This is a genomic window from Isoptericola sp. BMS4, assembly GCF_011634835.1.
Lineage (GTDB): Bacteria > Actinomycetota > Actinomycetes > Actinomycetales > Cellulomonadaceae > Isoptericola.
In genome coordinates, this window is record NZ_SIRP01000001.1 from 3,509,571 (window position 1) to 3,521,912 (window position 12,342).

At 73.0% G+C, this 12,342-nt stretch carries 10 protein-coding genes; 2 read left to right on the plus strand and 8 right to left on the minus strand.

The genetic code is table 11. From position 1 onward, the window contains the following. Positions 1–100 precede the first annotated feature (100 nt). Positions 101–700 (minus strand): TetR/AcrR family transcriptional regulator, encoded by a 600-nt coding sequence (locus tag EYB28_RS15840; RefSeq protein ID WP_166849799.1) that lies wholly within the window; start codon positions 698–700, stop codon positions 101–103. 110 nt (positions 701–810) lie between these two features. Here EYB28_RS15840 and EYB28_RS15845 point away from each other — a divergent pair, with 110 nt between their 5' ends. Next, entirely contained in the window at positions 811–1,725 is a 915-nt protein-coding gene (locus EYB28_RS15845) for an ABC transporter ATP-binding protein (protein WP_166849801.1), read from the plus strand. A gap of 85 nt (positions 1,726–1,810) precedes the next feature. After that, positions 1,811–3,403: an ABC transporter permease gene (locus tag EYB28_RS15850; protein ID WP_166849803.1), complete on the plus strand. Its 1,593-nt coding sequence runs from the start codon at positions 1,811–1,813 to the stop codon at positions 3,401–3,403. Positions 3,404–3,443: 40 nt separating this feature from the next. Here the strand turns inward: EYB28_RS15850 and EYB28_RS15855 are convergent, their stop codons facing one another. The 7 genes from EYB28_RS15855 to EYB28_RS15885 form a co-directional block, all read right to left on the minus strand. Further along, a complete protein-coding gene (locus EYB28_RS15855; RefSeq protein ID WP_205711052.1) occupies positions 3,444–4,112 on the minus strand; it encodes a response regulator transcription factor in 669 nt (222 codons plus the stop codon). Between the two features lie 20 nt (positions 4,113–4,132). Next, a complete protein-coding gene (locus EYB28_RS15860) occupies positions 4,133–5,569 on the minus strand; it encodes a sensor histidine kinase (protein WP_166849808.1) in 1,437 nt (478 codons plus the stop codon). A 135-nt stretch (positions 5,570–5,704) separates the two neighbouring features. Beyond that, positions 5,705–7,246: an adenosylhomocysteinase gene (gene ahcY, locus EYB28_RS15865; protein ID WP_166849810.1), complete on the minus strand. Its 1,542-nt coding sequence runs from the start codon at positions 7,244–7,246 to the stop codon at positions 5,705–5,707. A 225-nt stretch (positions 7,247–7,471) separates the two neighbouring features. After that, entirely contained in the window at positions 7,472–8,392 is a 921-nt protein-coding gene (locus EYB28_RS15870) for a glycine betaine ABC transporter substrate-binding protein (protein WP_166849813.1), read from the minus strand. Positions 8,393–8,452: 60 nt separating this feature from the next. After that, positions 8,453–9,367 carry a proline/glycine betaine ABC transporter permease gene (locus EYB28_RS15875; protein WP_240930592.1) on the minus strand — a complete coding sequence of 305 codons (915 nt, stop codon included), beginning with the start codon at positions 9,365–9,367 and terminating at the stop codon, positions 8,453–8,455. Positions 9,368–9,375: 8 nt separating this feature from the next. Beyond that, a complete protein-coding gene (locus tag EYB28_RS15880) occupies positions 9,376–10,629 on the minus strand; it encodes a glycine betaine/L-proline ABC transporter ATP-binding protein (protein WP_240930593.1) in 1,254 nt (417 codons plus the stop codon). A gap of 312 nt (positions 10,630–10,941) precedes the next feature. Beyond that, a complete protein-coding gene (locus EYB28_RS15885) occupies positions 10,942–12,258 on the minus strand; it encodes an Nramp family divalent metal transporter (RefSeq protein WP_166849818.1) in 1,317 nt (438 codons plus the stop codon). Between the last annotated feature and the right edge of the window lie 84 nt (positions 12,259–12,342).

Below are 12,342 nucleotides of genomic sequence, written 5' to 3' on the forward strand. Positions count from 1 at the left end.
CAACCGCCTACTCTTGACAGCCTGACGACGCGTGTTGCGACGACCGCTTGAACCCGCCGAGCCGAGAGTTGTCAGGACGTGCGGGACGTATACCGGCCTCTCATCCTGACAAGTCGCCGGGCGGGGAGGCCCGCAGCGCAGCGACGCCGTCGGCGACGAGCACGCGCAGGTCGGGCTCGCCGTCGCCGTCCACCCAGGCGTCGACGGCGACGGCGAGCATCGCCGCCACGGCCCGCCCTCGCACGCGGGTCGCGTACGGTTCCGCGCCGGTGGCCTCGGCCTCGGCGGCGCCCAGCGCGTCGCCGAGCTCCGCCGTCGCCTGCGCGAACACGGTGCGCAGCGCCGGGGTGCCGCGCAGCAGCCGCAGCTTGCGCAGCCAGTCCGCGACGGGCGCGCCGGGGCCGCTCCAGGCGTCGCCGGGCAGCGCGTCGAGCGCCTCGGCCACGGCCGCGAGCGCCCCGACCCGCCGCGCCCGGCGGACGACGTCGCCGATGAACGCGTCGTCCGCCTCGTCGTGGACGACGAGGCCTTCCTTGGTGCCGAAGTGCCGGTAGACGGTGCGCTCGGCGACGTCGGCGCCCGCCGCGACCTGCGCCACGGAGACGGCGTCGTACCCGTGGCGCTCGAACAGGTCGAGCGCCACCCGCTGCACGTGGCGCATCGTGGTGGCGCGACGCCGCTGCCGCAGGTCGGCTCCCATGCGTACGTCCACCTCCCGTGCCCTCGCGATCGCGTCCCGACAAGAGTACAGTCGCTGCCAGTTGACAGTCACTGCCACATCGACCGACGCAGGTCCCGACGGGAGGTCCCATGCCGGAGCAGGTCGTCGACATCCACGGGCTCGTCAAGACGTTCGGGTCGTTCCGCGCCCTGGACGGGCTGCGCCTCGGACTCTCCGCCGGGGAGGTGCGCGGGTTCCTGGGGCCCAACGGCGCGGGCAAGTCCACCACGATCCGGATCCTGCTCGGCATGGTGCGGGCGTCCGGCGGGCACGTACGACTCTTCGGCGAGGACCCGTGGCGGCAGGCGGTGGCGCTCCACCACCGGCTCACCTACGTCCCCGGCGACGTCGCGCTCTGGCCGGGGCTCACCGGCGGGCAGTGCATCGACGTCCTCGGGGCGTCCGGGGCGCCCCTCGACCCCGCGCGGCGCGAGGCGCTCGTCGAGCGCTTCGACCTCGACCCGACCAAGCGCGTGCGCGACTACTCGAAGGGCAACAGGCAGAAGGTGGCGCTCGTGGCCGCGTTCGCGGCGCGCGCCGACCTGCTCGTGCTCGACGAGCCGACGTCGGGCCTCGACCCCCTCATGGAGGAGGTCTTCCGCGAGTGCGTGGCCGAGCGCGCCGCCGACGGCGCCACGGTGCTGCTGTCCAGCCACATCCTGTCCGAGGTCGAGGCCCTGTGCTCGACCGTGACGATCATCCGCCGGGGACGCACCGTGCGCGACGGCACCGTCGCCGAGCTCCGCGGTCTGGCGCGCACCCGGGTGCACGCCGTCACCCGCGGGCCGGCCCCGGACCTCGCTGCGTTCGACCTGCACGACGTCGCGTCGTCACCCGCCGACTCCGGCCCCGACGGCGGCCACGACCTCACGTTCACCGTCGACCCCGGCGACCTCGACCGGGTGCTCAAGCCCTTGGTCGACGGCGGCCTGGCGTCGCTCACGGTGCGCCCGCCGAGCCTGGACGAGCTGTTCCTCAGCGAGTACGACGGGGCCACCGCATGACGGCGAGGAGCCCCCGCGGAGGTACTCCGAGGAACGAGGGGTGCCCGAGCGAGGCACCGCAGCGGTCAGGCAGAAAGGACACCGCATGACGGCGAGGAGCCCCCGCGGCACCGGACTCGGCGCGGTCCTGCGTCTGCAGCTGCGCACCGGGTGGGTGGTGCTGCTCGCGTGGGTGCTCGGGCTCGTGGCCACGTACGCCGCGACGGTCTCGGCCATCGACACGACGTACGGGACGCCCGAGCAGCTCGCGTCGTACCAGGCGACGGTCGGTTCCGACCCGACGATGGCGGCGATCAACGGCACCCCGTACGGGGCGGACACGCTCGGCGGCGTGGTCGCGAACGAGTTCGGCTTCATCGCCGCGATCGCGGTCCCGCTGATGGGGCTCCTGCTCGTGGTGCGCGGCACGCGCGCCGCCGAGGAGACCGGCCTGCTGGAGCTCCTGCGCTCGCGGGCCGTCGGCTCGCGGACGCCGTGGGTGGCCGCGCTGCTGCTGACCGCGACCGCGCTCCTCCTGGTCGGCCTCGGCATGGCGGCGGCCCTGGTCGCCGAGGGCGTCGCGACCGCCGACGCCGCCCTGTACGCGGCGTCGGTCGTCGGGCTGGGCCTGGTCTTCGCGGGCGTCGCGACACTGGCCGGACAGCTCCTGCGCCGGGCCGCGGGCGTCGTGGGGGCCGGCGTGGTCGTGCTCGGTGCCGCGTACCTGTTCCGGGCGGTCGGCGACGTCAAGGACAACGGGTGGCGCTGGCTCTCGCCGCTCGCGTGGCAGCAGGAGACCCGGCCGTTCGCCGAGGACGCGCGCGTGTGGCCGCTGCTGCTCGCGCTCGGCGCGGCGGCCGTGCTCGTGACCTCGGGCCTGGCGCTCGTCGGGCGCCGCGACCTGGGCAGCGCCGTCGTGCCCAGCAGGCCGGGGCCCGCACGCGCAGGTGCGGTGCTGACGAGCACGCTGGGCCTCGCGCTGCGGCAGCACGGGCCGGCGCTCGCCGGGTGGGCGCTGGGCGCGGCACTGGTCGGCGCGGTCTTCGGGGCGTTCACGGACGACGTCGCGGACGTCGTGGCCGCCAACCCGGACCTGCAGGCGGTGTTCTCCGCGGGTGCGCAGGGCGACCCGACGAGCTGGTACGCCTCGTTCACGCTGGTGCTGCTGGTGCTCATGGCGCTCGGCGCGGGCGCGCAGGTCGTGGGCAGGGTGCGCGCCGAGGAGACCGCGGGGCGGCTGGAGGCCGCGCTCGCCCGGACCACGTCGCGGGTGCGCTGGCTCGGTGCGCACATCCTGGTCGCGGTGGTGGGCGGCGCCGTCGTGGCGCTCGCCGGGGGCGCCGCGCTGGCCGGCGTCGTCGCGCGCGTGACGGGCGACGACGGCGGCACCCTCGCGTCCGCCGTGGACTACCTGCCGGCGGTCGCCGTGGTCCCGGCGTTCGGCGTGGCGCTCGTCGGCCTGGCCCCGCGGGCCACCGCGGTGCAGTGGGCGGCGCTCGGCTACGTCGCCGTCGTCGAGATGCTGGGCGAGACCCTCGACCTGCCCGACGCGCTGCTCCAGGCCTCGCCGATGCACGCGATCGGGAGGCTGCCCGCCGAGCCCGCGTCCGGCACCGGGGTGCTCGTGGTCCTCGCCGTCGCGGTCGCGCTCGTGGGCCTCGGCCTGGCCGGGTTCCGCCGCCGCGACGTCCCGCGCTGAGCCGCTCCAGCCGGCCGGCCGGCCCCGAGACGGCCCGGTGTCAGGCGTCGACGCCGAGGTAGTGCAGCACCGCGCGCACGCGGCGGTGGTCGGCCGAGTCCTGCGGCAGGTCGAGCTTGGTGAAGATCGACGCGACGTTCTTCTCCACCGCCCCGTACGACAGGTACAGGGCGTCCGCGATCGCCCCGTTCGAGCGCCCCTGCGCCATCAGCTCGAGCACCTCGCGCTCGCGCGGCGTCAGCCGGGTCACGCCGTCCTCGGCGGACCGGTGCGCCCCCATGAGCTGGCGGACCACCTCCGGGTCGAGCACCGTCTCGCCCGCCGCGACCCGGGCCAGGGCGGCGACGAAGTCCCCCACGTCGGCGACGCGGTCCTTGAGCAGGTACCCGACGCCGCGCGGGTCGCCCTCCAGCAGTCGCGAGGCGTACCGCGTCTCCACCCACTGCGAGAACACCAGCACCGGCAGGCCCGGGTGGGCGGTGCGCAGCTCCTCGGCCGCCCGCAGGCCCTCGTCCGTGTGCGTCGGCGGCATCCGGATGTCGGCGACGAGCACGTCGGGCGGCTCGCCCGCGGCGGCCAGCCGCGTGACCTCGCGCACGAGCCTCTCCCCGTCGGGCACGGCGGCGACCACGTCGTGCCCGCGGCGGGCGAGCAGCGCCACCAGGCCGTCGCGCAGGATCGCGGAGTCCTCGGCGACGACGACGCGCAGGGCGGCGCGGTCCTGGGCGCTCATCGGCGGGCACCTCCGGGTGCGGGGAGCGGGATGGTCACGGTGATCACCGTAGGCCCTCCGGCGGGGCTCACCACGTCGAGCGTGCCGTCGACGCCGGAGAGCCGGTCGGTCAGGCCGGCGAGCCCGCTCCCCCGCCCGGACGCGTCCGGGGCGCGCACGCCCGCCCCGCCCTCGCCGTCGTCGTGCACCCGCAGCACCAGCGCGCGCCGCGCCGTGCCCGTCGTCGCGTCGGCCACCGGCTCCACGCCCGCCACGACGTCCACGCCGGTGGCGCGGGCATGCTTGGTCGCGTTGGCGACGAGCTCCGCGACGGCGAAGTACGAGATCGCGGTGACGCTGGGCGGCAGGTCCGCACCGTCGAGCCCGACGGCGTGCACGCGCACCGGCAGCGCCGCCCGCGCGGCCAGGGTCTCGAGCGCGACGGCGAGCCCCGCGTCGAGCGCCGGGGGCCGGATGCCGCGGGCGAGCTCGCGCAGCTCGGCGAGCGTGTCCTTCGTGCTCGTGTGCGCGGTGTCGAGGACGGCGGCCAGCTCGGCGACGTCCACCCCGTCGGAGCCGTCGCGCAGGAGCTCGCGCGCCTCGCCGATCTGCATGGCGACGGCCACGAGGTGCGCCTGCGTGCCGTCGTGCAGGTCACGCTCGATGCGGCGCAGGCGCGCGTCGGCGTCCTCGACCGTCACCGCGCGGGCCCGTTCCGCGTACGCCACCCGCAGGCTGGCCCGGGTGGGGCTGAGCAGCCCCGTGGCCAGCAGCCGGAACAGCCCGACGAACAGCGCCTGCACCTGCGGCCACAGGTACAGCAGGATGATCCCCGCCCCCACGAGGGCGAGCTGGCGCACCGGCGTGTCGACGAACCAGTCGGCGCCGAACGACGCGCCGCGGTGCCAGGACCCGTCGGACGCCTGCTGCAGCGGCAGCCATCGCGACCAGAACCAGTGCGTCACGGCGCCCAGCGCGACGGCGAGGACGACCGTGCTGACCACGAACGACACGATCGCCAGCGGGAACGTCACCACCATGTACAGCAGCGCCCGCCAGGCCGTCGCGTCGCCGAGCATCCCGCCGAGGCGGCGCCAGAAGCCCCGCCGGGGCGTGTGCGGGGCGGGCTCCGCGATCTCGACGCCGAGGTAGCGCACCGCCATCCGCCGGTACATCGAGCCCCAGCCCCGGGCGCCGAGGAGCACACCGCCGGCCACGAACAGGCCCACGACCGTCACCGCGACCCCCGCCGTGAAGACCACCGTGAACAGCGCGTAGGTGAACGCGAACGGCGCGAGCAGCAGCGCCAGCCACAGGAAGCCGTACCCGCGCCAGGTGCGGCGGTCGTAAGGGGCGAGGAGGAACGGCGGGCGCGCGGGCCACGCCGCGGGTCGCGCCGGCGCCGCGGCCGCGGGCGCCGGCGCGGGGCCGTCGGTGGACGTCATGGTGGTCATGCTTCCAGGCTGCCCGCGCGCGTGCCGTGCCGGTACCCGGCCCACCGCCGCGTGGTCACGGGGGACGTCCCCCGTCCTGCGAGCTGTCAGGCTCTCGTGCGCGTCTCCCGGTACGAGAGCCTGACAGCTCCCGCGTCAGTAGCGGTAGTGCTCGGGCTTGTAGGGGCCCTCGACCGGGACGCCGAGGTACGCGGCCTGCTCCGTGCTCAGCTCGGTGAGCCGCACGCCCAGGGCGTCGAGGTGCAGCCGTGCCACCTTCTCGTCCAGCACCTTCGGCAGGCGGTAGACCTGCCGCTCGTACTGCCGCTCGTCGGCCGGGCGGGCCATGTCCGCGAACAGCTCCAGCTGCCCGATCACCTGGTTGGCGAACGAGTTCGACATGACGAACGACGGGTGGCCGGTCGCGTTGCCCAGGTTGAGCAGACGACCCTCGGACAGGACGATGATCGAGCGCTCGGGGCGCCCGTCCGCCGCGGGGAGGGTCCACTCGTGCACCTGCGGCTTGATCTCGGTCTTGACGACGCCCGGGACCGCCGCCAGGCCGGCCATGTCGATCTCGTTGTCGAAGTGGCCGATGTTGCCCACCACGGCCTTGTCCTTCAGCGCCAGCATGTGCTCGACCCGGACGACGTCCTTGTTGCCGGTGGTGGTGATGACGAAGTCCACCTCGCCGACGACGTCCTCCAGGCGCGCCACCTGGAACCCGTCCATCGCGGCCTGCAGGGCGCAGATCGGGTCCACCTCGGCGACGACCACCCGGGCTCCCTGGCCGCGGAACGCCTCGGCGGCGCCCTTGCCGACGTCGCCGTACCCCACGACGAACGCCACCTTGCCGCCGATAAGGATGTCGGTGGCGCGGTTGATGCCGTCGGGCAGGGAGTGCCGGATGCCGTACTTGTTGTCGAACTTCGACTTGGTCACCGAGTCGTTGACGTTGATCGCCGGGAAGATCAGCTCGCCGGCCTCGGCCAGGTGGTAGAGGCGGTGCACGCCCGTCGTCGTCTCCTCGGTGACGCCGCCGATCCCCTGGGCGACGGTCGTCCAGCGCAGCGGGTCGCTGTCCAGCGCGCGGCGCAGCACGCCGCGCACCACGTTCATCTCGTGGGTGTGGTCGGGCTCCCCGGGCAGGGTGTCGGGCGGCACCACGCCGGCACGCTCGTACTGCAGCCCGAGGTGGACGAGCATCGTCGCGTCGCCGCCGTCGTCGAGGATGAGGTTCGGCCCGGCGAGCTCCGCGCCGTCGCCCCCCGGCCACACGAGGATCTGCTCCGTGCAGTCCCAGTACTCCTCGAGGGTCTCGCCCTTCCAGGCGAAGACGGGCACCCCCTGCGGGTCGTCGGGGGTGCCGTGCGGTCCCACCGCGACCGCGGCGGCCGCCTCGTCCTGGGTGGAGAAGATGTTGCAGCTCGCCCAGCGGACCTCGGCGCCCAGCGCGACCAGCGTCTCGATGAGCACGGCCGTCTGGACGGTCATGTGCAGGGATCCCGCGATGCGGGCGCCGGCCAGCGGCTGCGTCTCGCCGTACTCGGCGCGCAGCGCCATGAGCCCGGGCATCTCGTGCTCGGCGAGCCGGATCTGGTGGCGGCCGGCCTCGGCGAGGGCGAGCGAGCGGACCTTGTAGCGGCCGGGGAGCTCGTCGAAGCCGGCGTCGGTCGGGGCCTCGGCGGTCGTGGACATGGTGGCCCTCCAGGGTCGGGGTCGTGGCGTCGTGGCTGCGCTGGGGGCTCCCGTCTGCGCGGGCCCCGCCGCCGTCGGCGAGGGGCCAGCCCCCAGGGTAGTCCGCGGCGAGGCGCGGACGCAGCGAGGCCGGGCACCCAGGGGTGCCCGGCCTCCCGTGACGCGTGGCCGCGTCAGGTGGGCGAGCGCTGTGTCATACGGCACGCCCGATCGGTGCGCGGAGCGTCAGCTCTGCACGTCCGGCACGACGTCGGGGTTCTCCGACAGCCACTCGTCGACGCCCGCGGCGGGGTCGTCCTCGTGCTTGTTGACCACCGTGTCCTCGAGTGCGCCGTACTGCGCGTCGTCCAGCTTGATCTGGCCGATGAAGTCCGCGACCTCGGGGTTCTCCTCCGAGAAGCCCTTCGTGGCCAGGAAGTGCAGGCCCTCGGCCTCGCCGAGCGCGCCCTTCGGGTCCTCCAGCGTCTTGACCGGGAAAGCGGAGTTGGCCCAGAACGGCTTCCACAGGGTGACGAGGATGTCCTCCTGGGCGTCGGTCGCCTTCTTGAGCTCGGAGAGCATGCCCGTCGTGGACGACGTCTCCAGCGTGTAGCCCGCCTCGTCGAGGCCGTACTCCGGGATGACGCTGTTCTGGGTGGCCTCGGTCAGACCGGCACCGGACTCGATGCCGACGATGCGGCCGTCGAACGTGTCGACGTTGTCGGGCAGGTCCGCGATCGAGTCGACGTCCGTGTACTCGGGCACGGCGAAGGTCAGCTTCGCGCCCTCGTAGTACGTGTCGAGGTCCTCGATGTCGTCGCTGTACTGCTCCATGTAGGAGGCGTGGGTCACCTCGGGCCACGCCGACGGGTAGATGTCGACGTCGCCCTGAGCCAGCGCGGTGTACAGCAGTCCGGCGTCCTGGAGCTCCTCGTGCTCGACCGTGTAGCCGGCGTCCGTCAGCTTCTTGTCGAGCAGGTAGGCGGTGCTCAGACCGTCGGTCCACGACGGGATGTAGCCGAGGGTGATGGTCTTGTCGCCGCCCCCCGACTCGCCGCCGGAGCCGCTGTCGCCCTCGTCGCTTCCGCAGGCGGCGAGCGTGAGCCCGAGCGCCGCGACGGAGGTGAGGGCGATGCCCCGGCGGAGATGCTTGCGATGGGTGCTCATGTGCTGAGTTCCTTCCGTTGACAGGGAATCGAGTCCCCGAGCTGGCTCGTGGGTCGGCGCTCAGACCGGGGTGGCGGTCGCGGCCGCCGCCCGGCTGCGGTTGCGGACCCTGGCGACGAGCGTCTTGCCGGTGGGCTGGCCGATGGCTCCGGTGACGCGGTCCAGGAAGATCGCCACGATGACGACGGACAGGCCGGCCTCGAAGCCGAGGCCCACGTCCAGCCGCGAGATCGAGGTGACGACCTGGTTGCCCAGTCCGCCCGCTCCGACCATGCCGGCGACGACCGCCATCGACAGGGACAGCATGATGACCTGGTTGACGCCCGCCATGATGGTCGGAAGCCCCAGCGGCAGCTGGATGCCGTAGAGGATCTGGCCCGACGTCCCGCCGAAGGCCTCGCCGGCCTCGACGGTCTCGGAGTCCACCTGCCGGATGCCGAGCTCGGTCAGCCGCACGCCGGGCGGCAGGGCGAAGATGATCGTGGCGCAGACGCCCGCGACCACGCCGATCCCGAAGAAGAGCACGACGGGCACCAGGTAGACGAACGCGGGCATGGTCTGCATGAAGTCGAGGACCGGGCGGACGAACGCGCTGACCCTGTCGTTGCGGGCCGCGAGGATGCCGATGGGGATCGCGATCACGATCGCGATCACCGCGGCCACGAGCACGAGCCCGAGGGTCTCCATGGCGGGTTCCCACATCTCCATGCTCTCGATGACGAGCAGGCCCACGAGGGTGAACACCGCGAGCCCCCAGGACCGCACCAGCAGCGCGATCAGCGTGAAGACGGCGATCATCACCAGCTCGGGCGGCGCCAGCAGCACGTCGGTGACCAGGCTCACGAGGAAGTCCAGCACGGCGCTGATCCCGTCGAGCAGCCCCGACAGGTTGGAGGTGATCCAGTCGACCGCCTCGGAGGCGGCGTCGCCGATGTGCAGGTCGGGCATGACCGTGTCGGACGCAGCTGTGGGCATCGGGGACATCAGTGCACTCCTGCCGTGTCGAGGGTGGTGTCTCCGTCCGCACCGGCGGCGTCCGGGCCGTCGGCGGCGCCGTCCGTGCCGTCCGGGCCGGACAGGGCGCTCAGGAGCGTGACGCGCGGGATGACGCCCTGCAGGCGCCCCTGCTCGTCGACCACGGCGATGGGGTTGCGGGTCGCGGCCGCGTACGGGAAGAGCTCGAACAGCGGGGTGTCCGCGGTGACGCGCGGCACGTCGGTCGCGCTCAGCGGGAGCTTCTCGGCCCCCGTCTTCAGCGCGGCGGCGATGTCGTCCTCCCAGACGATGCCCTCGACCTTGCGGCTGCGCGTGGTCACCAGCAGCGCGGGGACCTGGTTCTCGCGCATCAGCTTGTGCGCGGAGCGCGGACCGGTCTCGGAGCCCACGACGGCGACCGCCCGTTCCATCACCGCGCCGGCGGTGAGCACCCGGCTGCGGTCGACGTCGGCGACGAACTGCGCCACGTAGTCGGTGGCGGGCTCGTTGAGGATCTGCTCGGCGCTGCCCACCTGGACGACGCGCCCGTCGCGCATCATCGCGATCCTGTCACCGAGCCGCATCGCCTCGTTGAGGTCGTGCGTGATGAACAGGATGGTCTTGCCGAGCTCGGCCTGCAGCTCCAGCAGCTGGTCCTGCATTTCCTTGCGGATCAGGGGGTCGAGCGCGCTGAAGGCCTCGTCCATCAGCAGGACGTCGGTACCTGCGGCGAGCGCGCGGGCCAGGCCCACGCGCTGGCGCATGCCGCCCGAGAGCTGCGACGGCAGCGAGCCGCCCCACCCCTTGAGGCCGACCATGCCGAGGGCCTCCTCGGCACGCTCCTCACGCTCGGACTTGGAGACGCCACGCAGCTTGAGCGGGTACGCGGCGTTCTCGCCGACGGTGCGGTGCGGCAGCAGCGCGAAGTGCTGGAACACCATGCTCACCTTGTTGCGGCGCACCTCACGCAGGCCCGTCTTCGACAGGTGGGTGACGTCCTGGCCGTCGATGCGGATGACGCCGTCGGTGGGCTCGAGCAGGCCGTTCACCGTCCGGATCAGCGTGGACTTCCCGGAGCCGGAGAGGCCCATGACGACGAAGATCTCGCCGGGCTCGACGCTGAACGTCGCGTCGATCACCGCCGCGGTCAGGCCTTCCTTCCGCAGCTGAGCGCGGTCGGCGCCCTCGGCGAGCATGCGGACACCGCGCTGCGGGCGGCGGCCGAAGATCTTCGTCAAGCCAGATGCTTCGATGGCTGGCACGATTCTCCCGGGTCGGGGACAGTGACCGTGCGCCGTGCGGGCACCACGGCCCATGTCACGGCAACACCTCGTCGCTCGCTCCTCGACGACCGTCGGGGCCGAGACGACATGGCGCGACGCATCTCGGCGTCGGCGCTTTGCACGATCGTAGGCCATCGCACCCCGTGATCAGGGCTTCCCCTGCCGCGAAGGCGATGATGTTTATCACTATGTGACTCTACTCGGACTTCGTGTCACAAATAGTTAACAATCATTCTCGGGCTGGGGGCCGACACCCCAAGGCACGATCCATGGGGGACATGTCGGACAAGGTCATCCACCGATCAGCGGCTCCACCGCCTTCACCAGCTCGCTCACTCCCAGCACGAGGAACATCAGCGCGACAAGGCCGAGGACGACGTTCGTCCACGGACGGTTGCGCCATTTCCGGGGCACCCGGGACGAGTTGAGCAGGAACAGCAGCGTCAGCGCCAGGAACGGCATGAACAGCGAGCCCAGCACCCCGTACGCGACGACCAGGGCGATGGGCCTGTCGAGAAGCAGCAGAAGCATCGGGGGAAACGTCAGCCACAGCACGTACGCGCGGTAGTACAGCCCTCCCGAGCGCCGGCGACGATCGTCGTCGGCGTGACCCAGCGCGGTGGCGACGAAGTCCGCGAACATCAGGGAGACGCCGTTCCACACGCCGAGGATCGACGAGAACGAGGAGGCCCAGAACCCCACGAGGAAGACCGGGGCCATGGCCTCCCCGTACCGGTCCGCCAGCACGTCGGCGAGATCGACCAGCCCACCCTGCCCGTCCGCGACGGCGGAACCGCTGGAGTAGAGGAGCTCGGCGCCGACGATCAGCATCGAGATCACGAAGACGCCCGAGATCACGTAGGCCGAGGCGTTGTCGATACGCATGACACGCATCCATCCCGGCGCGTACCAGCCCTTCTCCCTGAGCCAGTAGCCGTACGCGGCGAGCGTGATCGTGCCACCGACGCCGCCGGCCAGCCCGAGCGTGTAGAAGACGGAGCCCTCGGGGACGCGCGGCACCAGGCCAGCGACGACCTCGCCGAGGTTCGGGGCGGTGAGCACCGCGGAGCCCACCACGGTCACGAACATGAGCCCGACCAGGACGGCGACGATCTTCTCGAACGCGCGGTACCGGCCCAGCCACACGACCCCGGCACCGATCAGGCCCGAGGCGACGGCGAACCAGACCAGGTCGACCTCCGGGAACAGCGCCGCGAGCGGCAGCGCGGTGCTCGACATGGCGGCGGCGCCGTAGCTGAACCCCCACACGACGATGTAGACGCCGAAGTAGACGGTGGCCCACGCGCCCAGGGACTTCCAGCCGTCGAAGATTGTGCGGCCGGTGGCGAGCGACCAGCGACCCGCACCTTCCACCAGGACGATCTTGATCAGTACGCCGACGACGGCCGCCCACAGGAGCGTGTACCCGTAGGTGCTGCCGGCGACGAGCGTGGCCACGAGGTCACCGGCGCCGATCCCCGTGGCGGCGACCACCAGCCCGGGCCCGACGATCCGCCAGCGCGGCCTCGCGTCGTCGAGCGTGTGCCGCAGGCCCTGCTCCGTCACGCCGCGCGCGCCTGCCGTCCCTGTGACGTCGTCGTCCCCCATGGCGCCGGACGCTACCGGCCTCGCGGCGCCTCGCCCCGGACGACGCGCGGCGACGCGCTAGCGTGACCCGCGACCTCGGACGAC